The sequence below is a fragment of the Pseudomonas medicaginis genome (genome assembly GCF_965119365.1).
Classification (GTDB): domain Bacteria; phylum Pseudomonadota; class Gammaproteobacteria; order Pseudomonadales; family Pseudomonadaceae; genus Aquipseudomonas.
The window spans coordinates 5183905-5209561 of sequence record NZ_OZ221631.1 but is presented as its reverse complement, the minus strand read 5'-3'; the positions used below and the strand labels follow the sequence as shown (position 1 = coordinate 5209561).

General features: G+C 62.8%; 22 protein-coding genes. 16 read left to right on the top strand and 6 right to left on the bottom strand.

Translation table 11 applies throughout. The annotated features are described in order from the left end of the window. Positions 1 to 332: 332 nt before the first annotated feature. The 11 genes from ACMTA2_RS22705 to ACMTA2_RS22655 all read left to right on the top strand — a co-directional run bounded on the left by ACMTA2_RS22705 (position 333) and on the right by ACMTA2_RS22655 (position 14849). Positions 333 to 815: a sigma-70 family RNA polymerase sigma factor gene (locus ACMTA2_RS22705; protein WP_092257832.1), complete on the top strand. Its 483-nt coding sequence runs from the start codon at positions 333 to 335 to the stop codon at positions 813 to 815. A 146-nt stretch (positions 816 to 961) separates the two neighbouring features. Next, positions 962 to 2296, top strand: a complete 1335-nt coding sequence (locus ACMTA2_RS22700) for a lysine N(6)-hydroxylase/L-ornithine N(5)-oxygenase family protein (RefSeq protein ID WP_413791860.1) — start codon at positions 962 to 964, stop codon at positions 2294 to 2296. Positions 2297 to 2634: 338 nt separating this feature from the next. Continuing rightward, positions 2635 to 5895 (top strand): ATP-binding protein, encoded by a 3261-nt coding sequence (locus ACMTA2_RS22695; protein WP_413791859.1) that lies wholly within the window; start codon positions 2635 to 2637, stop codon positions 5893 to 5895. A 140-nt stretch (positions 5896 to 6035) separates the two neighbouring features. After that, positions 6036 to 6470: a PleD family two-component system response regulator gene (locus ACMTA2_RS22690; RefSeq protein ID WP_413791858.1), complete on the top strand. Its 435-nt coding sequence runs from the start codon at positions 6036 to 6038 to the stop codon at positions 6468 to 6470. Between the two features lie 114 nt (positions 6471 to 6584). After that, entirely contained in the window at positions 6585 to 7199 is a 615-nt protein-coding gene (locus tag ACMTA2_RS22685; protein ID WP_413791857.1) for a response regulator, read from the top strand. A 176-nt stretch (positions 7200 to 7375) separates the two neighbouring features. After that, positions 7376 to 8242, top strand: a complete 867-nt coding sequence (locus tag ACMTA2_RS22680) for a pirin family protein (RefSeq protein WP_413791856.1) — start codon at positions 7376 to 7378, stop codon at positions 8240 to 8242. A gap of 205 nt (positions 8243 to 8447) precedes the next feature. After that, positions 8448 to 9890, top strand: a complete 1443-nt coding sequence (locus tag ACMTA2_RS22675) for a mechanosensitive ion channel domain-containing protein (RefSeq protein WP_413791855.1) — start codon at positions 8448 to 8450, stop codon at positions 9888 to 9890. A gap of 244 nt (positions 9891 to 10134) precedes the next feature. Next, positions 10135 to 10575 carry a carboxymuconolactone decarboxylase family protein gene (locus tag ACMTA2_RS22670; RefSeq protein ID WP_003203930.1) on the top strand — a complete coding sequence of 147 codons (441 nt, stop codon included), beginning with the start codon at positions 10135 to 10137 and terminating at the stop codon, positions 10573 to 10575. A gap of 216 nt (positions 10576 to 10791) precedes the next feature. Continuing rightward, positions 10792 to 11292: a sigma-70 family RNA polymerase sigma factor gene (locus tag ACMTA2_RS22665; protein WP_060741413.1), complete on the top strand. Its 501-nt coding sequence runs from the start codon at positions 10792 to 10794 to the stop codon at positions 11290 to 11292. Between the two features lie 37 nt (positions 11293 to 11329). Further along, entirely contained in the window at positions 11330 to 12313 is a 984-nt protein-coding gene (locus ACMTA2_RS22660) for a FecR family protein (protein WP_413791854.1), read from the top strand. 142 nt (positions 12314 to 12455) lie between these two features. Continuing rightward, positions 12456 to 14849, top strand: coding sequence for a TonB-dependent siderophore receptor (locus ACMTA2_RS22655; protein WP_413795706.1), 2394 nt, complete (start codon positions 12456 to 12458; stop codon positions 14847 to 14849). Between the two features lie 197 nt (positions 14850 to 15046). Here the strand turns inward: ACMTA2_RS22655 and ACMTA2_RS22650 are convergent, their stop codons facing one another. Further along, positions 15047 to 16198, bottom strand: a complete 1152-nt coding sequence (locus ACMTA2_RS22650) for an MFS transporter (protein ID WP_413791853.1) — start codon at positions 16196 to 16198, stop codon at positions 15047 to 15049. Positions 16199 to 16379: 181 nt separating this feature from the next. On the opposite strand from ACMTA2_RS22650, the gene ACMTA2_RS22645 reads away from it, so the two are divergent. Then, the gene (locus tag ACMTA2_RS22645; protein WP_413791852.1) at positions 16380 to 17372 is read left to right on the top strand and encodes a diaminopimelate epimerase; all 993 of its coding nucleotides are present in this window, start codon (positions 16380 to 16382) and stop codon (positions 17370 to 17372) included. Between the two features lie 199 nt (positions 17373 to 17571). Here ACMTA2_RS22645 and codA read toward each other — a convergent pair whose 3' ends face one another. From codA to ACMTA2_RS22620, 5 genes are all read right to left on the bottom strand, one after another. Continuing rightward, a complete protein-coding gene (gene codA, locus ACMTA2_RS22640) occupies positions 17572 to 18819 on the bottom strand; it encodes a cytosine deaminase (protein WP_413791851.1) in 1248 nt (415 codons plus the stop codon). Positions 18820 to 18831: 12 nt separating this feature from the next. After that, positions 18832 to 20103, bottom strand: coding sequence for a cytosine permease (gene codB, locus ACMTA2_RS22635; protein WP_413791850.1), 1272 nt, complete (start codon positions 20101 to 20103; stop codon positions 18832 to 18834). A gap of 276 nt (positions 20104 to 20379) precedes the next feature. Next, positions 20380 to 21210, bottom strand: a complete 831-nt coding sequence (locus tag ACMTA2_RS22630) for an alpha/beta fold hydrolase (protein ID WP_413791849.1) — start codon at positions 21208 to 21210, stop codon at positions 20380 to 20382. A 125-nt stretch (positions 21211 to 21335) separates the two neighbouring features. Then, positions 21336 to 21692, bottom strand: coding sequence for a 6-carboxytetrahydropterin synthase QueD (queD, locus tag ACMTA2_RS22625; protein WP_003203918.1), 357 nt, complete (start codon positions 21690 to 21692; stop codon positions 21336 to 21338). A gap of 83 nt (positions 21693 to 21775) precedes the next feature. After that, positions 21776 to 22855, bottom strand: coding sequence for a patatin-like phospholipase family protein (locus ACMTA2_RS22620; protein WP_413791848.1), 1080 nt, complete (start codon positions 22853 to 22855; stop codon positions 21776 to 21778). Between the two features lie 126 nt (positions 22856 to 22981). On the opposite strand from ACMTA2_RS22620, the gene ACMTA2_RS22615 reads away from it, so the two are divergent. Genes ACMTA2_RS22615 through ACMTA2_RS22600 form a run of 4 tightly spaced genes read left to right on the top strand, consistent with a single transcriptional unit; the run spans position 22982 to position 25579 of the window. Then, positions 22982 to 23290, top strand: a complete 309-nt coding sequence (locus ACMTA2_RS22615; protein ID WP_413791847.1) for a PepSY domain-containing protein — start codon at positions 22982 to 22984, stop codon at positions 23288 to 23290. Further along, entirely contained in the window at positions 23290 to 23601 is a 312-nt protein-coding gene (locus ACMTA2_RS22610; protein ID WP_413791846.1) for a PepSY domain-containing protein, read from the top strand. The genes ACMTA2_RS22615 and ACMTA2_RS22610 overlap by 1 nt, the downstream gene beginning before the upstream one ends. Next, on the top strand, positions 23601 to 24269 hold the full coding sequence (locus ACMTA2_RS22605) for a response regulator transcription factor (protein WP_063320294.1): 669 nt from the start codon (positions 23601 to 23603) through the stop codon (positions 24267 to 24269). The genes ACMTA2_RS22610 and ACMTA2_RS22605 overlap by 1 nt, the downstream gene beginning before the upstream one ends. After that, the gene (locus ACMTA2_RS22600; RefSeq protein WP_413791845.1) at positions 24266 to 25579 is read left to right on the top strand and encodes a sensor histidine kinase; all 1314 of its coding nucleotides are present in this window, start codon (positions 24266 to 24268) and stop codon (positions 25577 to 25579) included. The genes ACMTA2_RS22605 and ACMTA2_RS22600 overlap by 4 nt, the downstream gene beginning before the upstream one ends. Positions 25580 to 25657 lie beyond the last annotated feature (78 nt).

Sequence of the window (25657 nt, the reverse complement as noted above, 5' to 3'; positions counted from 1 at the left end):
TAACCAAGTCAGGTGATGGTGTGGCGAGGGGATTTATCCCCGCTGGGCTGCCAAGCAGCCCTCCAAAGCCAGCGCCTCGGTGTATCAGATGTATTGAGTGGACTGGTTTGGGGCCGCTTCGCAGCCCAGCGGGGATAAATCCCCTCGCCACAAAAGCCATGCTTCGCCATAGCCGAGGGGAGACGAATCAACCCTTATACAAACCAACGCTTTAAATCTATATGAGAATTACTATAAATTACGCTATTGAATTTGCCACTATCGTGCTATGCCCTTTTCAGGCATGTCGGGTGACACAGGGATAGCTGGCGCAGCCATTGCGCACGGGAGTCATGTTGGAAAACTACTATCGCGAGCTGGTGTGTTTCCTGAACGCCAGGCTAGGCAACCGCCAGGCGGCCGAGGATGTGGTGCATGACGCCTATGTGCGAGTGCTGGAGCGTGCCAGCGACACCCCTATCGAACAACCGCGGGCGTTCCTCTACCGTACGGCGCTGAACCTGGTGATCGACGGGCACCGACGCAACGTCCTGCGCCAGGTCGAATCCCTGGATGTGCTGGACAGCGAAGAACGCTTCTTCACCCCATCGCCCCACACCAGCCTCGACCATGGCCAGCGCCTGGACATGCTGCAGCGTGCCCTGGCCGAGTTGCCGCCGCTGTGCCGCGAGAGTTTCCTGCTGCGCAAGCTCGAAGGCCTGTCCCATCCGCAAATCGCCGAGCGCCTGGGCATTTCCCGGGCCCTGGTGGAAAAGCACATCGTCAACGCCATGAAGCACTGCCGCGTTCGCGTGCGTCAGTGGGACGCCCCCTGATTCAATCGTCGCCGGTCACCCGGCGGTAAATTTTTTTTCACTGTCCTCGTTCCTCTCAACAGACGACTTGCCGGCGCCTTCAGTGCCGGTCAGGTTCCCCAGGCTTTTCGTGCCCTGTTGAGGGGCTTTTCCAGAGGACACTGGACATGACACAGGCAATTGCATCGCCCATCGTTCACGACTTGATCGGCATTGGCTTCGGCCCTTCGAACCTGGCGCTGGCCATCGCGCTGCAGGAGCGGGGGCCGGTCCAGGGTGAACTGGACGTGCTGTTCCTCGACAAGCAGGCAGATTACCGCTGGCACGGCAACACCCTGGTGACCCAGAGCGAGTTGCAGATTTCCTTCCTCAAGGACCTGGTGACCCTGCGCAACCCCACCAGTCCGTATTCGTTCGTCAATTACCTCAAGCACCATGGCCGCCTGGTGGACTTCATCAACCTCGGCACCTTCTATCCGTGCCGCATGGAGTTCAACGACTATCTGCGCTGGGTGGCCGGGCATTTCACCGAACAGAGCCGCTATGGCGAAGAAGTGCTGCGCATCGAACCGGTGCTGCACAATCAGCAGGTCGAAGCGCTGCGGGTGATCTCCCGGGATGCCCAGGGCGAAGAGGTGGTCCGCACTACTCGCTCGCTGGTGGTCAGTACCGGTGGCACGGCGCGAATTCCCGAGGCGTTCAAGGCCTTCAAGGATGACGCGCGGGTGTTCCACCATTCCCAGTACCTGGAGCGCATGGCGACCCGGCCGTGCATCAGTGGCCAGCCGATGAAGATCGCCATCATCGGTGGCGGGCAGAGCGCGGCCGAAGCCTTCATCGACCTGAACGACAGCTTCCCTTCGGTACAGGTCGATATGATCCTGCGCGGCTCAGCCCTCAAGCCGGCGGACGACAGCCCGTTCGTCAACGAAGTGTTCTCGCCGGAATTCACCGACCTGGTGTTCCAACAACCCCACGGCGAGCGCGAGCGCCTGGTCAACGAGTACCACAACACCAACTATTCGGTGGTGGACATCGACCTGATCGAACGCATCTACGGGATTTTCTATCGCCAGAAAGTCTCCGGCATCGCCCGCCATGCGTTCCGCACCCTCACCACGGTGGAGAAAGCCACGGCCACCGACGCCGGCGTGGAATTGGCCGTGCGCAACAACGCCACTGGCGAACTGACCGTACGCCGTTACGACGCGGTGGTGCTGGCCACCGGTTACGAGCGGCAGATGCACCGTACCCTGCTGGAGCCGCTGGCGCAGTACCTGGGGGATTTCGAGGTGGATCGCAATTACAAGCTGATCACCGACGAGCGCTGCAAGACGGCGATCTACATGCAGGGCTTCTGCCAGGCCAGCCATGGCCTGAGCGATACGCTGCTGTCGATCCTGCCAGTGCGTGCCGATGAGATCGCCGGCTCGCTGTATGAGCAGGAGTACCCTCGCGGGCAGGCTCGTCCGGTACGCGATCGCTTGCTCGCCGCCGTATAGGCCCTGTGGGAGCGAGTCACTCGCAGGAAATCCATCAGCCAACGCAACCCCTGTGGGAGCGAGCTTGCTCGCGATGGCGTCAGTTCAGCCAATATTGAAGTGACTGACACTACGCCTTCGCGAGCAAGCTCGCTCCAACAGGCCATAGGCCCGGTCTGGTCACGCGCAGGAAATTCTTCAGAAATTTCCTACACTCACTTCACAGCCTCCTGCTGTTTGAAAGGCTCGGTTCGCTGTTCCCTCGTATTGGCAGTCTGAACCCCTCAGCCGGTCCACCCTGACTGATGTGCAGTCGGTGTGAGCCGGGCCGACTACGCCAAGCGAAACACCCTGACCAGATGATGCTGCTTCTACGCACAGGCCTGGTGACGCTGTTGCTGGGCTCATTGAGTGTGGCGCCACCGGTGGACGCGACCCCTGAGTCGTTGCAGGTGCTCGGGCGCTCCAACGTGGATGATTACTCGGTGTCCCTGGATGCCGCCGACTGGGCCTGGCTGCGCCAGAAGGGCACGTTGCTGCTGGGCGCCTCGGCACCGGACTATGCGCCTTTCAGCATCACCGGCAATGGTCGCGACTACGAAGGCCTGACCGCCGATTACGCGCAATTGCTGGGGCAGCTCCTGCACGTCAAGGTGCAGGTCCAGCGCTATCCGTCCCACGTCGAAGTGCTCCAGGCCCTGCGCGGCGGTGAAATCGACCTGCTGGGCACCGCCAACGGCTTCGAAGCCGCCGATCCGGACCTGGCGATGTCCCAGGCCTATGCCGATGACTTGCCCACCCTCGTGGCCCGCATCGACGACAGCCAGGACTTGCCCACGGACCTGGCGGGCATGCGGGTGGCAATGCTTTATCACTACTTGCCGCCGGAGACGGTCGAGGCGTTTTATCCCGACGCTTCCTTGCGGCTGTTCCCCTCGACCTTGAGCGCCATCGGTGCCGTGGCGTTTGGTCAGGCCGACGTCTACCTGGGGGATTCGATCAGTTCCAACTACCTGATCGGCAAGAATTACCTGAACAATGTCCAGCTGGCCGATTTCTCGCGCCTGGAAGTGCAGCCGTTCGCCTTTGCGGTCCATCGCGACAATGCGCGGGTGTTGCGTATCGTCAACGCCGCGCTGCACGCCATTCCCGCCAGCGAGCGCATGATCATCCTGCGGCGTTGGAGCGCCGGTGGTGCGAGCATACCCGGTCAGCAGGCGCTGCATTTCAGCGTCAGCGAACAGCGCTGGCTGGATGCCCATCCGCGGGTCAAGGTCGCAGTCAACGAAAACTTCCTGCCGCTGACGTTTTTCGACGAACAAGACCACCTGCGGGGTATTGGCGCCGACGTGCTGGCCCGGGTCAGTTTGCGCACCGGTTTGAAATTCGATGTGCAACGGGGCGACTCGGTTGACGATTTGATCGGGCAGATCAAGAGCGGCAAGGCCGATGTCTTGGCGACCGCCATACCCAGCACCGAACTCGAGGACGAGTTACGTTTTACCCGGCCATACCTGGCGAACCCCTTCGTGCTGGTGGTGCCGATCAGGGCCAAGGCGCTGACCTTGGACCAGATGGCGGGCCAGCGCGTGGCGCTGGTGCGCGGCAACGTGCTGCGCGAGTTCCTGCTGGAGCAGTTTCCCCGCGTGCAGTTGGTGACGGCGCAGAATGCCGCCGATGCCATGGCCATGGTCGCCGCCGGCACGGCAGACGCGGCGATCAACCCGCTGATCAGCGCCCGCTACATGATTTCCCGCCAGTACCGCGACACGCTGCAAGTCACCAGCACCGTGGGCACCGTGCCCGCCCGCGTAGCCTTGGCGACGAACCGGGGCGCATTGGAGCTTTACTCGATCCTGGACAAGGCGCTGTTGAGCATCACCCCGGAAGAAATGGACGAGCTGACCAACCGCTGGCGCAGTGAGGTGGTGATCGACGACAGTTATTGGCTGCGCAACCGCACCACGATCCTCCAAGGGTTCACCATTGCTGCGCTGCTGTTGCTGGTGGCCTTGGGCTGGGGCATTTATCTGCGGCGCCTGCTGGAACAGTTGCGCGTGGCCAAGGAAAGCGCCGACGAGGCCAATCGGGCCAAGACCACCTTCGTAGCGACCATGAGCCATGAGATCCGCACGCCGATGAATGCGGTGATCGGCCTGCTGGAGCTGGCCCTGAAAAAAGCCGACCAGGGTGTCGTGGACCGATTCGCCATCGAAGTCGCGTCGGGTGCCGCCCATGGCATGCTGGACTTGATCGGCGACATCCTCGACATCGCCCGCATCGAGTCGGGCAAGCTGTCGCTGGCGCCGCAACGGGCCAATCTGCACACGTTGATCGAGTCGGTGGCGCGGATATTCGAGGGCCTGGCCTGGCAGAAACACCTGCGCTTGCACTGGGCGCTGGATGCCGGGGCCGACCGGGACGTGTTGATCGACCCATTGCGCTTCAAGCAGATCGTCTCGAATCTGTTGAGCAACGCCATCAAGTTCACCGAGCAGGGGGACGTGCGTCTGAGTTTGCGTGGCGAGCTGGACGCTGAAAACAGGCACCTCGGCATTTGCCTGCGGGTCGAGGACACCGGTTGCGGTATTTCCCCCGAGGATCAGCGCCGCCTGTTCAGCCCCTTTACCCAGGCCGGCCATCACCCCCAATCGGCGCGCAGCGGTTCCGGGTTGGGGTTGGTCATCAGCCGCACGTTGTGCGAAATGATGGGCGGCACCCTGGTGTTGCGCAGCGTGCCAGGGGAGGGCACGCAAGTCGAAGTCCGGCTGGACTTGGCCGTGCTCGACGTGCTGCCAGCGGCGCCACCGACCCAGGACGAGGTGCTGCTGCCGGGCCGGGCGCTGCGCATCCTGGTGGTCGACGACTACCCGGCCAACCGCTTGCTGCTGTCCCAGCAATTGGGCTACCTGGGTCATCGTGTCCAGGAGGCACCGAACGGGGTCGACGGCCTGCAGGCCTGGCGCAGCGAACACTTCGATGTGGTCATCACCGACTGCAACATGCCCTTGATGAGTGGCTACGAACTGGCCCGGGCCATTCGCGACGAAGAGCGCGACCGCAACCTGCCACCCGGGGTGATCCTGGGTTTCACGGCTAACGCCCAGCCTGAGGAAAAGGAGCGTTGCGCCGAGGCCGGGATGGACGATTGCCTGTTCAAGCCCATCGGCCTTCGGGAACTCAATGCGTGCCTGGTTTCGCTCACGCCGGATGCACCGGGGGCCGATCCCGGCGATGGCGTCGACTTGGCCGGCCTGGAACAACTGACCGCTGGTGACGCGCGCGCCATGGGGGCGTTGCTGGAGGAACTGGTCAGCAGCAATGCCGAAGATCGGGTGCGACTGCAGCATTTGTTCTCCCGACAGGACTTGCCGGGCCTGGCGGACCTGGCGCACCGGATCAAGGGGGGCGCGCGGATCATCCAGGCGCAACGCCTGATCGCCGCCTGCGAGGCGCTGGAAAGCGCTTGCCGAGGTAACGATGCGGTGCTGCTCACCGAAGCCGTGGAAGGCCTTCACCAAGCCATCGAACACCTGGCTGAACGAATCGAGGCCTATAGGGCGAGGGCGCTGGCTCCCGCGGGGCCGCCAAGTGGCTCTCTAGGTCCTTCGCAGAGATAAATTCCTTCTCTACAAGGGCTGCGTCTGTCCTTATTTTAGGAATAGTCCTACATCGCCCTTCAAATGCTTCCTCTAGCCTGAGCGCCCTTAATGTTCTTGAGCCGGTGCCTACCTGGCGCATTGCTATTGGAAAGCTTGCCATGTCGAACAAAGCACTCCGTATCCTGATTGCCGACACCCAACATACCCATCGAATCGTGCTGGAACGTCTGTTCAACCAACAGGGCTACTACCGGATTGTCCCCGTGAGCCATTTGCAGGAATTGCTCACGCTGGTGGAGTACGGCAGCGAGCCGTTCGACCTGATTGTCGTCAACGCCCAACTGGCCGGTGGTGCACTGGATCTGCACGATTTTGTTGTCTATAACCCACAGGTTCGCCACGGGATGATTTACAACGCGCAACCGACCAGTCCGTCGCCGGTGCCAGTGGCGCGTCGATCAAACCTGCACTTGAGTCAGGCGCCACTGCCTGACCTGGTTGCACTGCGACGCTTGATGGAGCGGGTTGATCCTCAGGCCCATGAGCCGCTGCACGCGTGGGGGCGTCCCCTCAGACAGGGGCATGGACACTGAACCAGACCGTTGGTCTGCACTGTCAGGTCTGACAGGTGGCGGGGCCTGGCGCTTGTGCAAGAGTCCGGTGCGGTCACGGCGCCGGCGCCGTTTGTATTGTTTTGGGGAACTGTCTTGAAAGATGTGTTGATCGTGGATGACCACCCTGTCATACGAGGGGCGTTGCGGCTCATTTGCCAGAATGAGGCGTTCACCCATATCCGGGATGCCAGCGGCGCGGCCGATGCCAGGGCCCTCATCAAGGAGAGCGCGCCAGACTTGGTGATCCTTGACCTGGTGATGAATGGTTTCGATGGCCTGGACCTGCTGGTCTGGATCATGGCCCAGTTTCCGGAATGCAGCGTGCTGGTGTTTACCTCCCAGGATGCGCAGCACTTCTGCAACCGCTGCATTTCGGCCGGAGCCCGGGGCTTTGTGACCAAGAAAAGTGACCTCAAGGAACTGACCAAGGCCATCCAGGCGTTGAAGTCCGGTTATGCCTATTTTCCCCAGATGTCCGTCCGGCTGGATTTTCAGCAACGCAGCGAACAGCAGGCCCTGGAAAGCCTCTCCACCCGCGAGTTGTCCATCTTGCGCATGCTGGCCATGGGCATGCGTGGCAAGGATATCGCCGAAAGCCTGTACCTGAGTCCAAAAACCGTCAGCACCTACAAGACGCGCCTGTTGGAAAAGCTCGGCCTGCAATCCTTGGTGGGGTTGTCGGAGTTTGCCAAGCGCAATCACCTTTGAATGAGTGACACCACAAACCTGCTCCCACAGGGTGACTGTGGTGATATGCAGTTTTCTAGGGGCTTCATTGTTCTCCAGATAGAACGCTAAAGCCGATTTTTGCAGTCTGGTGCTGCAAAGGTGTCGGTTCTAAGCTGTGTCCATCAAATCGCAGTACCTGATTTTGGAGACACGGCATGAAAAATATCATCGGCCTCTACACCAGCCCACGGCCCCATTGGGTCGGCGATGGCTTCCAGGTGCGCACGCTGTTTTCCTACGACAACCTGGGCAAGCACATCAGCCCCTTCCTGCTGCTGGACCACGCCGCCCCCACCGAATTCACGCCGACCACCCAGCGTAGAGGCGTCGGCCAGCACCCGCATCGGGGGTTCGAAACCGTGACCATCGTCTACCAGGGCGAACTGGAGCACCGTGATTCCACCGGCAGCGGCGGCAAGATTGGCCCTGGTGACGTGCAATGGATGACCGCCGCGTCCGGCATCATCCACGAAGAGTTCCACTCCGAAGCCTTCGCCCGCCAGGGCGGGTTCATGGAGATGGTCCAACTGTGGGTCAACTTGCCCGCCAAGGACAAAATGGCCCCGGCCGGATACCAGACGATCCTCAAGGGCGACATTCCGAACATTGCCCTGAAGGACAACGCCGGCAGCCTGCGTCTGATCGCCGGTCGCTTCGAAGGGCAGCAAGGTCCGGCGCGGACCTTCACCCCCATCGACGTCTGGGACATCCGCTTGAATGCCGATAAAAACCTCACCCTTGACCTGCATGAAGGCCGTAACACTGCATTGGTGGTGCTGCGGGGTTCGGTACAGGCCAATGGCCGCGAACGGATCGAGGCCGGGCAGATGGCCCTGTTCGACCGGGCTGGCGACCAATTGAGCCTGCAAACCAACAATGATGCAGTGGTGCTGCTGCTCAGTGGCGAGCCGATCGACGAACCCATCGTCGGCCATGGTCCATTCGTGATGAACAGCGAGCAGGAAATCCACCAGGCCTTCAACGATTTCCACTCCGGGCGTTTTGGCCGGATGGACGATTGACGCGAAACAACAGCCACCCAGAACCCATTGTGGGAGCGAGCTTGCTCGCGATAGCGGTAGGACATTCAATGATGGGTTGACTGTCAGACCGCCATCGCGAGCAAGCTCGCTCCCACAAAGGGGATCTGCATGGGATCTGTAGGGATCTCTACAGCTTCTTCAATCTGTGCCAATCTTCGCCAATCGCCCTCCTGGAGCTGTCCCGATGCTGTTTCTGATCTCCGAGCACCCGCTGCTCTGTGCCCTGGCGCTGCTGGTGCTCGACCTGTTGATGTGGCGCCTGGTCAGTGCGGATCGGATCTATTGGAAAGTCGGCGCAAGGCTGGTGATTTTTTCGCTGTTCAGCGTGCTGCTGTTCAACGAAGGCCTCAACCCTATGATGCCGGCCCCATGGAGCGACGATGTGCCTCGGCACCTGGCTGCGACCGGCCTGCAGATCGCCTGGTGGCTGTTCGCCGCGCGAACCCTGACGGTGCTGATCGGCGCGGCGATGATGCAACGGGTCGGCCATACCGGGCGGCTGTTGCAGGATTTGCTCGGCGCGGTGATTTTCCTGATCGCCGTCATCGCCGCAATGGCCTACGTACTGGATTTGCCGGTCAAAGGCGTGCTGGCAACGTCCGGCGCGGTGGCGATCATCGTCGGCCTGGCCTTGCAGAGCACCCTCAGCGACGTGTTCTCGGGGATCGTGCTCAACACCACCAAGCCCTATCAGCTCGATGACTGGATTTCCATCGACGGCACCGAAGGCCGGGTCACTGACATCGACTGGCGGGCCACGCGTTTGCAAACCGCCCAGGGCAGCATGGCGGTGATCCCCAACTCGTTGGCGGCTAAGGCCAAGGTCATCAATTTCAGTCGCCCCAGCGATGTCCATGGCTTGTCCATCAGCGTGCAGGTCAGCCCTCACGCACGGCCACAAACCGTGATCGACGCGTTGGAACGGGCCATGATCGGCTGTCGTCTCCTGCTTGCCAGCCCGGCACCCAGCGTCGCCCTCAAAAGCAGCGGCAGCGGTGGGGCGGAGTATGAAATCAGCGGGTTCGTCGCCTCCATGGCCCAGAAGCGCACGGTGCGCAACCAATTGTTCGACCTGGCGTTCAGGCATTTGCAGGCGTCGGGCGTGAGCCTGCTGTCCACCAGCGAAAGCGCCACGGCCAAGGATGTGTCGCGGCCCCGGGCGTTGCTGGAAAGCTCGAATATTTTCTCCACCTTGCGCCAGGACGAGAAAGACACGTTCAGCCAGAACATGACCCTGCAGACCTTCCGTGCCGGCGACGTGATTTTGCCGGCGGGGGAGGTCAGCGATCATCTGTTCATCATTGAATCCGGTGTGGTCAGCGTGACCCTCGTGCGTAACGGCCAGCCATTCGAGGCCGGACGCATGGGGCCTGGAGAGGTGATCGGCGAAGCCGGGATCGTGGCCGAGCAGGCGGCCCTGGCGAACTTTTCCGCCAAGACCTTCTGCACCCTTTATCGCATCGAGAACAGCTACCTCAAGCCTTGCCTCGACGCCCGTCACGACATCAACGACGCCATGAAAAACCTGTTGGACGTTCGCCTCCACCTCGCGCAGAACCTCACCCGCGAGCAGCCCAAGCCCGTGGCCAAGAAGCGCTTTTTGCAATGGCTGCGCAGCCGGGCCTGAACCCGACATCAGAGGCTGCGCAATAATCCTCTGTGGCGAGGGGATTTATCCCCGCTGGGCTGCGCAGCCCCGCGCGGCGGTGCGACGTTCGATAAACCCCTTCGCCGCCAATGAGCTTGTGCCCATTTCCATAGAGTGGACATCGACTGTCATTGGCCACCCGGACTTCCCAACAATTGGCTATTTGTACCGCGCCACTGCACGGCTAACGTAGCGCTACACCCAAATTGTCCTGGAGTTCACCATGCAACCGCGTATCGATTTCTACACCGCTTCCCCTGACGCTTTCAAAGCCATGCTGGCCCTGGAAACCGCCGTCTCGAAACTGGGCCTGGAGAAGTCCCTGCTGGAACTGGTCAAGCTGCGTTCCTCGCAGATCAACGGCTGCGCCTTCTGCATCGACATGCACACCGCCGATGCCCGCAAGGACGGCGAAACCGAACGTCGCCTGTACGCCGTGACCGCCTGGCGCGAAGCGCCGTTCTTCACCGGCCGCGAGCGCGCCGCACTGGCCTGGACCGAAGCCCTGACCCGGTTGAGCGACACCCACGCGCCGGACGCTGACTATGCCTTGCTGAGCGAGCATTTCAGCCCCAAGGAAATGGTCGACCTGACCGTGGCGATCAACGCCATCAATGGCTGGAACCGCCTGGCGGTGGGTTTTCGCAAGATGCCTGAAGCGTAATCAAAAGGAAAATACCTGTGGGAGCGAGCTTGCTCGCGATAGTGGTCTGACAGGTTCATGCATAATCGACTGACACTCCGCCATCGCGAGCAAGCTCGCTCCCACAAAGGTTTTATTCCTCAGTTTTAAAGCTTCGGACGACAGGCACCGCAATAGGTTTGCTTCCTATTAATAGGAAGCATTACTATTCATGCCCCGTTTCCACAGCGCGCCGTGATGACCCCCAAGCTGCCCCGCAGACCCGGCTTTTTCGAGCATTACGAAGAGTTGATCGGCACCTGGACCCGTCGCCTGCGCAATCGCCAGCAGGCCGAGGACCTGGCCCACGACACCTTCGTGCGGGTGCTTGAGTCCGATTCGAGCGGGGTCGAGCAGCCACGGGCCTATCTGCATCAGACGGCGCGCAACATTGCAGTGGATGGCTATCGGCGCGAAGATCGACGGGGGGCCATGGAAGAGGCTGTCATCGACCCTGGTCAGTCGTTTTCGGGCGACCCGGAGCACTTCATGCACGCGATCCAACTGGCGGACTCCATCGAGCGAGCGCTTGCCGAGCTGCCGGCCAACTGCCGCACGGTGTTTGTCTGGCAGAAGATCGAAGGCCTGACCCAGGCGGAAATCGCCGAGCGCCTGGGCCTGTCAAAAAACATGGTGGAAAAGTATATGATCCGCACCCTGCGGCATCTGCGCGATCGTCTGGACGGACCAGGCCAATGATCCGTCGTCTTCTTCCACCTGAGCCACAGGACCTTCCATGATGGATAGCCGTGAATGCCCGTGCGGGCAGGACAGGGTTCGCGACGCGGCGGCGCAATGGTTCGTGCGTTTGCAAGCGCCCGCCATGAGTATCGAGGAGCGCCAGCGTTTCGAAGCCTGGCTGGACGAGCATCCCAACCACCGCGACGAAATCCAGTTGCTCCAGGGCATCTGGAGCGCCACGGACCTGCTGTCCAAGGAACGCCTGCGAGCGCTGTGCGACCCTCCCGCTGAACGTCCCAAGCGCCGGCCGCTGTTGCGCTATGCCGTTGCCGCCGGGCTGTTCGCGGTGGCGCTGGGGTTGGGGTTGTTCAGCGGCATGAGTTCTTCCACCGACTACAGCGGCGAATTCGCCACTGCCTTTGGCGAGCGTCGGCATATCGCCTTGCCGGACGGTTCGGTGATCGACCTCAACAGCCGCAGCCGCGTCCGTATTCAGTTCGCACACCATCAACGGCGGGTGGAACTGGCCGAAGGCGAGGCTTTGTTCACGGTCGAGCATGATGCCGGCCGGCCATTCACCGTCGAGGCGGGCAACGGCCAGGTGACGGTCACCGGGACGCGCTTCGATGTGCGCCGCGACGCCGACAACACCCGGGTCGCGGTGGCGCAGGGTAGCGTCAAGGTCCAGGGGCGTGGCGCGCCCAAGGCACAGTCTGTCAGCCTGGCGGCGGGCCTTGGCACCCGGATCGATGCCCAGGGCCATGTCGCCACGCCTTACGCGGTCAATACCGAGGCGGTCACCGCTTGGCGCACTGGCAAACTGGTGTTCGACAATGCGCCGCTTAAAGACGTGGCTGAAGAAGTCTCCCGCTATCGCACCCAGCCCCTGCGGGTTGGCAGCGCGGCGGTGGGCAACCTGCGCCTGACCAGCGTGTTTCGCACCGATGATCCCAAGGCGCTGCTCAAGGCGCTGCCGAACATCCTGCCGGTGACCGTGCGCACCCTGGATGACGGCAGCCAGGAAATAATTGCGCGCTAGATTCAGGTTTTTTTCGAGTTCTTCGTCTTCTTGTCCAACTGCAACTGGTTTGCATTAACAGACGCGTATTCTTGCGATCAACAGGACAAGGTTCGACGTGAAAACCACCGCCCAAAACCACAACCGTACCCCCGCGCGCTGGATGCCATTGGCCCTGAGCCTGGCCGTCAGCGTTGCGCTGCCCCAGGCGTTTGCCGACCAGCCGGCCACGGCCATTCATATCCAGGCGCAGCCGTTGGGTGCGGCCTTGAGTCAACTCGGCCAGCAGACCTCGCTACAGGTATTCTTCAGCCCCGAGCTCGTGGCCGGCAAGCAAGCCCCGGCGGTGGACGGCAACGTGTCCCCGGAAGCGGCCTTGCGTCAATTGCTGCAGGGCAGCGGCCTGCAATATCAGATCGATAAGGGTTCGGTGACCGTGTTGCCGGCACCCTCGGCATCCAGCGTAGGCCCGTTGGAGCTGGGGGCGACTGAAATCCAGGTGGTCGGTGACTGGCTCGGCGATGCCAACGCCGAAGTGGTGCAGAACCACCCCGGTGCGCGTACGGTGATCCGCCGCGAAGCGATGGTGGAGCAGGGCGCCATGAACGTCGGCGACGTGCTGCGGCGGGTGCCGGGTGTGCAAGTGCAAGATGCCAACGGCACGGGTGGCAGCGACATTTCCCTGAACGTCGGCGTGCGTGGCCTGACCTCGCGCTTGTCGCCACGCTCCACGGTGCTGATCGACGGCGTACCGGCGGCGTTCGCGCCCTATGGCCAGCCGCAACTGTCCATGGCACCGATTTCCTCGGGCAACCTGGACAGCATCGACGTGGTGCGTGGCGCGGGCTCTGTGCGTTATGGGCCGCAGAATGTCGGAGGGGTGATCAACTTCGTGACCCGCGCGATTCCGGAAAAAGCCACCGGTGAAATCGGCACCACCCTGGAAACCTCCCAGCGCGGCGGCTGGAAACACATCGACACGGCGTTCCTCGGTGGCACCGCCGACAATGGCCTGGGCGTGGCGCTGTTGTATTCGGGCGTCAACGGCAACGGTTATCGCCAGAGCAACAACGGCAACGATATCGACGACGTGATTCTCAAGACCCATTGGGCGCCCACCGATGTCGACGACTTCTCGCTGAATGTCCACTACTACGACGCCAAGGCCGACATGCCCGGCGGCCTGAGCCAGGCCCAATATGACGCGGACCCTTACCAGTCCGTCCGCGACTGGGACAACTTCAGTGGCCGGCGCAAGGACGTGTCGTTCAAGTGGATCCGTGAGATCAACGAGCGCACCCAGGCCGAAGTGCTGACCTATTACTCCGACAGCTACCGCGGCAGTACCATCGCCTCACGGGACCAGCGCAACCTGGTGTCCTATCCACGCACCTATTACACCTTCGGCATCGAGCCGCGGGTGTCCCATGTGTTTGACCTGGGCCCCACCACCCAGGAGGCCAGTGTCGGTTATCGCTACCTCAAGGAAGGCATGCACGAACAAGCCAGTCGCCTGGCGTTGCGAAATAACGAACCGGTGGTGCGTCCCGGGGCCGACGGCCACGTCTACCAGGACCGTACCGGCGGCACGGAGGCCCACGCGGTCTACCTCGATGACAAGATCGATGTCGGCCAATGGACCATCACCCCAGGCATCCGCTTCGAAAGCATCAGCACGCAATGGCACGACCGCCCGGTGCTCGACACCGCCGGCAGCCCGGTGCAGGAAAAGCGCCGCAGCATCGACAGCAACGAACCGCTGCCGGCCCTGAGCGTGATGTATCACCTGTCCGACGCCTGGAAGCTGTTCGCCAACTACGAGACATCGTTCGGCAGCCTGCAATACTTCCAGCTCGGCCAGGGCGGCAACGGCAACGACACCGCCAACGGCCTGAGCCCGGAAAAGGCCCAGACCTACGAGATCGGTACGCGCTACAACGATGACGTGTGGGGCGGGGAAGTGACGCTGTTCTACATCGACTTCGACGACGAGCTGCAGTACATCAGCAATGACGTGGGCTGGACCAACATGGGCGCCACCAAGCACCAGGGGCTGGAGGCTTCGGTGCATTACGACATGGCCGCCCTCGACCCACGCCTCGAAGGCCTTAGCGCCAATGCCGGTTTCACCTACACCCGTGCCACCTACGAAGGTGAAATCCCCAGCTTCAAGGGCCGCGACCTGCCGTTCTATTCCCGTCAGGTGGCCAACCTGGGCCTGCGCTATGAGATCAACCGCTGGACCTACAACCTCGACGCCTTTGCCCAGTCCAAGCAGCGTTCACCCGGCAACAACGTGAATGCCGATGGCAGCTTCAGCGACAACTACATCACCGACGGCAGCGCCGATGGGCAGTTTGGCGACATGCCTGGCTACGTGCTCTGGAACGTGCGCGCCGGATATGACTTTGGCGCACAGCTGTCGAACCTGAACGTCGGCGCCGGGGTGAAAAACCTGTTCGATCACCAGTACTACACCCGCTCCAGCGACAACAACTCGGGTATCTACGCCGGCGCACCGCGCACGTTCTTTGTGCAGGCCAGTGTGGGGTTTTGATCAAGATCCAAGGCTGAGACCTATCCTTGTGGCGAGGGGATTTATCCCCGTTGGGCTGCGCAGCAGCCCTGAAACCAGCCACCTCGGTATGCCAGACAGGCCGCATCGACAGGATTTGGGGCTGCTGCGCAGCCCAGCGGGGATAAATCCCCTCGCCACAGATCAGTCTCCTTTCAATAAAGAAATGTGTGCAGGCATCAGACCTTCAAGACTTTCCCGCTGACGGCCACCGCCACCAGCGACAACGCGATCAACCCGAACGCAAGGCTCAAGCTGCTGCCATGGGCGACGAAGCCGATCAGCGCCGGGCCGGCGAGGATGCCGGCATAGCCGATGGTGGTGATGGCTGGTACCGCGATCGCTTCCGGCATCAGGGTCTGTTTGCCGACGGCGGTGTACAGCACCGGCACGATGTTCGAACACCCGGCGCCCACCAACGCGTACCCCAGCAGTGCGGCTTGCCACATCGGAGCGAGTGTCGCCAGCAGGAACCCGGCCGCTGCGATCGACCCGCCGTAGATGATCACGCGCTTGGCGCCCAGGCGGTGCACCACCGAGTCGCCGGTCAGGCGGCCGATGGTCATGGTCAGCGCGAAGGCGGCATAACCCAGCCCGGCATAGGCGGTATCCACCGCACGCTCGGTGGTCAGGAACACGGCGCTCCAGTCCAGCACCGCACCTTCGGCCAGGAACACGATGAAACACAGGATGCCGATGAACAACACCACGCCATGGGGAATGGCGAACGCCGGCCCCGAGCTTTCGCTGCCATAGGGCAACAGGTGTGGCGCGGCCTTGAACAACGCCACCAGCAGCACGCCATTGACCACCAGCGTTGCCCCCAGCGGTGAAAGCCCGAGGCCGAGCAGGGCGCTCACACCGGCCGCGCCAATGATCCCGCCGAGGCTGAACATGCCGTGGAAACCCGACATCATGGTCTTGCCACTGGCCCGTTCGACGATCACCGCTTGCAGGTTCACGGTCGAGTCCACGGTACCGAGCCCGGCGCCAAACAGGAACAACGCGGCCACCAGCCAGGGCAGGGAGGTCATCGTCGCCAGCAGCGGCAGCGCCAGGCAAATCAGAATCGTGCCGCCGCTGAGCACCCGGCGGCAGCCGAACCGCGCCGCCAGTGCGCCGGAAATCGGCATCGCCAGGATCGACCCGACCCCCAGGCATAACAGCAGCAACCCGAGCGTGCCTTCATCCAGGTTCGCCCGCACCTTGGCGTAAGGCACCAGCGGCGCCCAGGCGGCGATGCCGATGCCGGCGATGAGGTAGGCGATGCGGGTGGACATCTGTTCCAGGCGTCCGGGAATAAAGGTGGGCGGGGGGGTAATGGCGGTCATGAAACGTCCTTGGCTTGCGTGCGGTGCGGTGGTGCAGGCAGGCGCCTATGCTTGCATATCCACTGACCGCACCGCGACCCCAAGGTGCCGACGCCACTATCCGGTTGCCAGCAGGCTTTGCTCCCCCGGCCTTTGCCGTCATAAAGTAGCGGTCCTTGCTGGCGGATACCGGGACTGACCCATGACGAAGTTTTATGACGCGCGCGGCAATCTCTATGGCGTCATCTCCCCTGGGCAGGTCCGGGACCACGGCATCGCGCTGCCTCAGTCGGCTGCCCAGGCCGCGCAGGCGCGTGAGTCCTGGGCAACGGCTGCCGTGCACGCATTCTGCGCCTGGGCGCCGGGCGAAGCACCACCGGACGCCAAGGCTCATCGCAGTGATGGTCTGTTGATCGGCCCGTTCCAGCACGAACCGCCCTTCGATCTGTTGATCGTCAATACCGACGGCACCCTGGCCGAGCGCAGTGGCAATGGCTTGACGATTTTCTCCCAGGCCTTGCGAGAACAGGGCTTGATGGTGGGGCCTGGTGATTGCGTGCTACAGGTTCATCACGACAAGCCCGACGGCTTTTCGCCACTGCAAACCTCGGTTCGTGCCGCTGAATTCGAAGGGACGCCGGGTTTCTGGCTGGACCTGGGTAAACCGCTGTTCGGGGCCCAGGCCGTCGGTGCCGAGGGCGTCGAGCGGGTGATGTTCAACCAGCGCGATGTCAGTCGTGTGGCGGCACTCGAACGGTTGAACCCGGCGTGGGGCAATAGCCAGTTCGTGAGCATGGGCAATCCTCACTGCGTGACGCTGGTGGACGGTGCCGAGGCGTTGCCGAGCAATTCGCAGATGCGTGCCGCGGCGCTCTCGCACAGCCTGACTCGCATCGCTTATGCGGTGCCCGGTGGAGCCGGCGTCCCGTGCCCGAGGGGGGTGAATCTGCAATGGGCCTGGCTCGAAGCCCAAGGGCGAATCGCGGCCCGGGTGTTCGAGCGAGGCGAGGGGCCCACGGCCTCCTCGGGCACCAGCGCCAGTGCCGTGGCCAGCGCGGCGTGGCGGGTGGGTTGGGTGCCGGCGGGGCCGGTGCGGGTGGTGATGCCGGGGGGGACTGCGCCGATTTTGCTGGAAGAAGAGGTGGGTGAGTTGGTGCGGGTCAGGTTGTTTGGGACGGCGCGGTCTGTGCCCTAGCGCTTTCTGAAGGTGCGTGGCGTGGCCGATGCCGCCACCGCGAGCAAGCTCGCTCCCACAGGGGATCTTCAGTGGATAGAAATGTCGTATCTGACACAGATCCATTGTGGGAGCGAGCTTGCTCGCGATAGCGGCGGGTCAGTCACATCCATATCAGCGGGTAGACCGCCACCGCGAGTAAGCTCGTTCCTACAGGAAATCAGCCTGGCTGCTGCGCAAACTCCACCACCGGCATCTGCCGCTTCATCAGCACTTCGCCGTTGCGAATCGAATAGAGCGGCAAGCCCTGGCTGCGGATCACTTCGTAGTCACTGTCCGCCGACAGGATCAGCAAGTTCGCCGGACGGCCGGGTTCCAGCCCGTAGCGTTCGCCCAGGGCCATGGCCTTGGCACTGTTGTCGGTGACCAGGTCCAGGGCGCTCTGCAGGTTGCGGTAGCCGAGCATGTGACAGATATGCAGCCCGGCCTCCAGCACTCGCAGGATGTTGCCGTTGCCCAGCGGATACCACGGGTCGACGATGGAGTCCTGGCCGAAGCAGACGTTCATCCCGGCTTCGAGCAGTTCATTGACCCGGGTGACGCCGCGGCGTTTGGGGAAGGTGTCGAATCGGCCTTGCAGGTGAATGCTTTCGGTCGGGCAAGAGACAAAGCTGATGCCTGAGTGCCCGAGCAGACGGAACAGCTTGGCGCAGTAGGCGTTGTCATAGGAGCCCATGGCCGTGGTGTGGCTGGCGGTGACGCGGGCCCCCATGTCGCGGCTGCGGGTTTCTTCGGCGAGTACTTCGAGAAAGCGCGAGTGCGGGTCGTCGGTTTCGTCGCAATGCACATCCACCAGGCACCCGGTGCGCTCGGCCAGGTCCATCAGGAACTTCACCGAGCTGACGCCTTGGTCGCGGGTGTATTCGAAGTGGGGGATGCCGCCCACCACGTCGGCGCCCATGCGAATCGCTTCTTCCATCAGCTCGCGACCGTTGCGGTAGGACTCGATGCCTTCCTGGGGAAACGCGACGATCTGCATGTCCACCAGATGCTGGCTTTGCTCACGGACTTCCAGCATGGCCTTGAGGGCCGTCAGCTCAGGGTCGGTCACGTCGACGTGGGTGCGCACATGCTGGATGCCATGGGCGGCGAGGGCCTGGAGCGTGCGCTTGGCGCGGGTCTTGGTGTCTTCCTGGGTGATGGTGGCCTTGCGCTCGCCCCAGCACTCGATGCCTTCGAACAGCGTGCCGCTCATGTTCCAGCGTGGCTCGCCGGCGGTGAGGGTGGCGTCCAGGTGGATGTGCGGTTCGACGAAGGGCGGTACCACCAGGTTGCCGCCGGCATCGAGGTCTTGCGGGCCGAGGCTGGGGGCCTCGGTCTGGCGGGCGATGTTGGCGATCAGGCCGTTTTCCAGGTGCAGTTCATGCAAGCCTTCGCGGTTGCGCAGGCGGGCGTTGATGATGTGCATCGGGCGAATCCTTTAGAGGTCTTGTAGGGGCGCGTCAGCGGCGCGAATACCCATTACGCTGATCAATAGCACATACGTTAGCGCGCCGGTGGCGATTCCTACCAGCGGCGCGACCCACGGTGAATTGAACGCGGCGACCGTGCCGAGCCCATAGGCCACCAGGCCGGGCCAGTTGAACGCCGGTAGCCGGGCTTCGGCCAGGCGTGGATAGCGACCACGCCAGCGGAAGAAGAAATCGGCCATGATCACCCCGCCAATGGGTGGGATCACGGTGCCCAACAGAATCAGGTATGGCACCAGCAGATCGTACATGCCCAGCAGGGCCAGCAGCGTGCCGATCACCGCGCCGCAGAGGGTCACGGTCTTGCGCCGGCGAGTGCGCAGCAGGTTGCAGCCGGCCACGGCGAAGTTGTAGATGGTGTTGTCCTGGGTGCTCCAGATGTTGAGCAGCAGCATCGCCATCGCCGCCATGGCGAAGCCCTGCAACAGCAACACTTCGACCACGTCCGGCTGTTGATAGACGATGGCCCCGTAGGCGCCGATCAGCACCATGAGGCCGTTGCCCAGGAAGAAGCCGATCAGGCTTGCCAGCACCGCGACCTTCGCCGAGCGGGAGAACCGTGTCCAATTGGTGGCCTGGGTCGCGCCGCTGACGAAGGTGCCGAACACCAGCGTGATGGCGGTGGACACATCGAGGCTGCCCGTGGGCACCACCGCCAGCAAGCCCTCGAAGCCGCCGACCTTCACCGTCGCCACCCACATCGACAGCATCAGCAGCAACATCATCGCCGGCACGGCGAGGTACGAGAGGAGTTCCAGGCCGCGATAGCCGATATAGGCGGTGACGCAGAACCCCAGGCCAAACAGCACCATCAACCCCAGCACGGTGCCTTCGCCCAACTGGAAATACTTGCCCAGCACCACCGCGGCGGTCGCCGTGCCCCAGGCGTACCAGCCGATCTGGGTGAACCCCAGGATCAAGTCGCTGAGCTTGCTGCCCACCTCGCCGAAACAGAAGCGCCCCATCAACACCGAATTGAGCCCGCTCTTGAAGGCGATGTAACCCAGGCCAGCGGCATAGAGGCCTAGCAGCAGGTTACCGATCACAATCACCGTGAGCATCTGGGCAAAACCGAACGCCACTCCCAGCTTGCCTCCGGCGAACATCGTGGCGGTGAAGAAGGTGAAACCCAGCAGCACCATGACCGTGGAGGCCAGGCCCTTGCGGGCATGCAGCGGGACTTCGCTCAGGGGATAATCGTTGCCCGGATCGTTCTGAGTCATGAGGCGGTCCTTGCGGATGAGGGGGAGATATCGCAAGTGTGCAGCGGCCGTGCCAAGGGCATGATCGCGAGGTTATTTATAGACAATCCTGGGGATTGGGTGGACGAAGGGATCAAAAGCGGTGCGCGGGTGATTCAAGTTGGAACACGGGTCTCATTAGCGACGAGCCCCTGTGGGAGCGAGCTTGCTCGCGATACCGGTGTGTCAGATAGCATCAAATTGACTGCCATGCCGCCATCGCGAGCAAGCTCGCTCCCACAGGAGGACGCAGTGTTTTCAGGTCGGGGAGGGCAATGGCAGGAACCGCAACACCGCCGCGACGATGGCCTCCGGTGCATCTTCCTGGACCAGGTGCCCGGCGTTCGGAACAGGGTGCAACTGTGCATCTGGGATCAGCTTGTGCAGGGCCCGGCCGCGTTCGATGGGGATCCACTGGTCATCCTCGCCCCAAAGGATCTGGGTCGGGCAGCGCACGCTGGGGTACAGGCCCTCGGCTTCACGGGTATAGCGTTCGTCCATCTGCGCAATCTGCCGGTAGAACGCGGCCTGGCCCGGCTCGCCAAGCCATGGTTGCACGTAGGGCGCCAGTTCCGCGTCCGGGATGTCGCGTTTGATCGCGCCGCGGATATAGGTCGGCACGATGGCCCGCTGGATGTAGTCGGGCAGGCCGCTGAAGGCGGCTTCATGCTGGCGGACATGCTGCACAAAGGGTGAACCCCAGGGCGACAGCGCCACCGGATCGATCAGGGTCAGGCTGCGGTAGTCCTTGCCATTGAGCAGGTGCGTGCGCAGGGCGGTGGCGCCGCCAAAGTCATGGGCCACCACGTCCGGGCAATCCAGGCGCCAATGCTTCAGCAATTGTGCGAACAACTGGTTTTGCACGCCGAGGGACACGTCGGCGTCGGGTTGCGCGGATTGGCCATACCCCAGCAGGTCGAAGTAATGCACCCGGTGGGTGGCGAAGAACAGCGGGGCGATCCGGTGCCACACGTAGGAAGAGAAGGGCGTGCCGTGGACAAACACCAACGGCGGGCCATCGCCGTGGATGGCGTAGCGGATGGGGTGTCCGTTGAAGTCGTATAGCTGATCCAGTGGCCAGTGGGTCATGATCGAACCTCTGTCTGAAAGGGGTCAGGGGATCATAGGCCAATGCAGGCAGGTCAGGGAAAGCACAGTGGGGCAGCTAGGTCCTGTGGGAGCAAACTTTTCTCCCACAGGCGGCCCCACGGATTTTATTCGCCGTGGTAGATGCAACCGCTGGTGCAGGTCTCGTGGATGCGGATGGCGCTGAGCTCCGGCAGCAACGGCTTCAGCTCATTCCAGATCCACTTGGCCAATACTTCGCTGGTAGGGTTTTCCAGGCCAGGAATGTCGTTGAGGTAGTTGTGGTCCAGGCGCTCGTAGAGGGGCTTGAAGATCGCCTTGATCTCCGAAAAGTCGCGAATCCAACCGGTGTGCGGATCGATATCGCCGCTCAGGTGGATCGCCACTTTGAACGAGTGGCCGTGAAGGCGGCCGCACTTGTGGCCGTCCGGCACGTGGGGCAGGCGATGGGCGGATTCGAAAGTAAATTCTTTGAAGATTTCCACAGGTTCGGGCTCTTTAAGGTAGCGGTCGCGAGGCAGGCGGCGCAGTTTATCAGTTTGATAACGGCGTTGCGCGACCGTGCTGACTAAAGGGTCAGCAAACGCTCGCCCAACCCACCGTTGGCCGTCAGCTCCAGGAACTCGTCACCGAGCCGGCGGCTCTCGTCCATTGCCGTGCGCCAATACTTGCGTCGGCTCGGGTCGTCGCCCATGAAGCGCTTGAAGTCGTTGCGGTCTGGCAGCTTGCCGTAGGGCAGGCGCGCCAGGTATTCCCGGGACGGTGCCAGCAGCAACACGTCCTGCAGGCGATCGACGCTGCCCCGGCGCCACGGCAGGCCCTTGTCGAACCAGCCGGGAATGACCCGGTCGGTGAAGTGCGGATACAACACGATGTCCTCGCCGCTGTACGGCAGGTCGAGGTGGTAGTCCAGCAGACCGCCGTCGCGATAGGTGCCGGCACCGGCGCCCGGCAGGTCGCGCACGCCCTCCATGACCATCGGGATCGAGCCCGAGGCCAGCAGGGCCTGGCGCAGGTTGCCGGCCGCCAAGGGCACGAAGCGCGATGGAAAGTCATTCAGCGGATGCAGGGGCGGGGCCAGGCGCGGGTCGTGGATGATCAGCCGTTCGAAATGCCGCGACAGCCGCGCACGGCCTCGCAGGTTGTCGGCGATCACCGACGACAGCCCCAGGCCCAGCCGGCCGCGATGATCCTCGGCGAGCAGGCCGTGGCTCTTGACCACCATGATGTTGAGCCGGTATCGCGGGTTATCGAGGATCGAAGCGTCGCGGCCGTCGAGCAAATCATCGAGCATGCGTTGCGAGCTCTGGCTGACCCCGGCCATGGTCACGCCTTTGGCGAAGCTTTGATCGTTGTACAAGGTGCCCAGGCGTCGGATCCCCTCGGCGGCATCCGGCAGGCAGGCACTGGCGAAGCGCCAGGCTCCCACCGAGGCCCCGATCAGCGAGCGTTCCCGGGGCGCGGCGGACAGCCATTCGCCGAACAGCGCCAGGTCGAGCCCCTGGATGCCCAGGGCCTTGGGACCACCGGCGGCGCCGGGCAGGATGCCGACGTCAGCGGCGTTCAAGCCGGCCTGGCGAATCCGCCCGAACGCACGGGGGCCGGCCTTGAGGGTGAGGGTGGGGAACTTGATGTGGATGGCGGTCATACCGGTCTCGAATACGGGTAGGCGGCTGATTATAGCGACACAACGCCCTAGGTGATGGCCATTCAGTTTCAGTTAAGTTCCTCTCGATACAGTCCCCCGGTAAACATTATAAAAAGGAGACTACCCATGAACCGCCTGACTGCCTTTTTCATCGCGACCCTCATGGCCTTCGGTGCGAGCCTGGTTCACGCACGAGACCTGAGCGCGGACGAAGCCCGCAAGCTGCAAGACGCTGGTACCATCCTGTCCTTTGAAAAACTCAGCGCCACGGCCCTGGCCAGACATCCCGCCTCCACCGTCACCGACACCGAGCTGGAAGAGGAGTACGGCAAGTACCTCTACAAGGTGGAACTACGCGATGACAAGGGCCTCGAGTGGGATCTGGAATTGGACGCCACCAACGGCAAGGTACTCAAGAATCATCAGGATATGTAATGAAGCTTAATTTATGCGCCCGCAGCCGATGGGCGCTGGCGCTGCTGGCGTTTTGTTCGTTGGCCGTGGCCCGCGACCTGGATCAGGACGAGGCCCTGCAACTGCGCCAGCAGGGCGTGATCCTGCCACTCGAACAACTGCTGCAACAGGCGCTGGACCGGCATCCCGGCGCCAAGCTGCTGGAAGCCGAGTTGGAGGAGAAACACGGTGTCTATATTTATGAGGTCGAGTTGCTGGACACTGACGGCGTCGTGCGCGAACTGGACCTGGAGGCCGCGACCGGCCGCTTACTCAAAGATAAGGAAGACTGATGCGCCTGCTTCTGGTGGAAGATCACGTGCCCCTGGCCGACGAACTGATGGCCGGGCTTGCACGCCAGGGCTACGCCGTCGATTGGCTCGCCGACGGTCGCGACGCGGTATACCAGGGCAGCAGCGAGCCCTATGACCTGATCATCCTCGATCTCGGCCTGCCGGGTGTGCCGGGGCTTGAGGTGCTCGCCCAATGGCGTGCCGGTGGCTTGAGCACGCCAGTGTTGATCCTTACCGCACGTGGCTCCTGGGCCGAGCGCATCGAAGGCCTCAAGGCCGGGGCCGACGATTACCTGACCAAACCTTTTCATCCTGAAGAGCTGCAGTTGCGGATCCAGGCGTTGCTGCGCCGCTCCCACGGTCAGGTCAACCAGCCGACGCTGAAATCGGCCGGGTTGCACCTGGATGAGAGTCGCCAGTGCGTGGTCCGCGACGGCACCGACATCCAGCTCACGGCGGCCGAGTTCCGTCTGTTGCGTTATTTCATGCTGCATCCCGAGCAGATCCTTTCCAAAAGCCATCTCGCCGAACACCTGTACGACGGTGAGACCGAGCGCGATTCCAACGTGCTCGAAGTCCACGTCAATCACCTGCGGCGCAAGCTGGGCCGCAGCGTGATCGAAACCCGTCGCGGCCAGGGTTACCTGTTCGGCGGGCAGGCGCAGTGAGATCCATCCAGCGGCGCCTGAGCCTGGGGTTGATCGGTGTGATGGTGGTGGTCGGCCTGGTTCTGGCACAGACCAGCCTGTGGTTGTTCGAGCTGGGCTTGCAGCGTTACCTGGAAGCCGGGCTGCGCAATGACAGCGAAAACCTGCTGGTGGCTCTGGTGCGCGGCCCGCAGGGGCTGCAACTGGATGAACGACGTTTGTCGCCGGCCTATCAGCGACCGTTTTCCGGACATTATTTCCGCATCGACTTTGCCGATGTGCACTGGCGCTCCCGCTCCCTGTGGGACCAGGAATTGCCCCGGCTCGACCACCCGGGCCTGCACAGCAACCTGCAACTGGGGCCTGAGGGCCAGAAGCTTTTGGTGCTGCGCACCGACTATCGGCGGCTGGGCCAGGCGATCTCCATCAGCGTGGCCCAGGATTACACACCGGTGCGTGACAGCTTCCGCCGGATGCAACAGATCGGCCTCGGGCTCGGGTTGGCGGGGCTGTTGCTGATTCTGTTGCTGCAACGCATCACCGTGCGCCGGGCCCTGCGTCCGCTGGACCGGGCCCGGGAGCAGATTGCCCAGTTGCAGCGCGGGCAGCGTTCACAACTGGACGAACAGGTGCCACGGGAGCTGGAACCGCTGGTGACGCAAATCAACCATCTGCTGGCCCACACCGAAGACAGCCTCAAGCGTTCGCGCAACGCCCTGGGCAACCTTGGCCACGCCTTGAAAACCCCGCTGGCGGTGCTGCAAAGCCTGGCGTCGAACGAGAAGCTCGACCCCTATCCCGAACTGCGCAAACTGTTGCTCGATCAACTGGAGCAGGTCCGCCAGCGCCTGAACCGCGAGCTCAACCGCGCCCGCCTGTCCGGCGATGCCTTGCCCGGCGCACACCTGGACTGTGACACGGAACTGCCAGGATTGCTGGCCACGCTGAACATGATTCACGGCGAACACCTGCACCTGAGTTACGTCGCCCCGCCAGGCCTGCACCTGCCCTGGGACCGTGAAGACCTGCTGGAACTGTTGGGCAACCTGCTGGACAACGCCTGCAAATGGGCCGATGCCGAGGTACGCCTGACCCTGACCGAAACGCTCGAGGGGTTCAGCCTGGCCGTGGAGGACGACGGCCCAGGCATCCCCGCGGACCGCCGCGACCAGGTGTTCAGCCGCGGCACGCGGTTGGATGAGCAAACCGATGGACACGGTTTGGGCCTGGGCATCGTGCGGGACATCGTCGACACCTGGGGCGGGATGCTGGCGTTGGACGACAGCGAGTGGGGTGGGTTGAAGGTCGTGATCGAGTTGCCCAAGCGCTGATCTCATGGCACCGCCCCCTGTGGGAGCGAGCTTGCTCGCGATAACAATCTATCGGTGACTATCTATGTGGCTGAACGG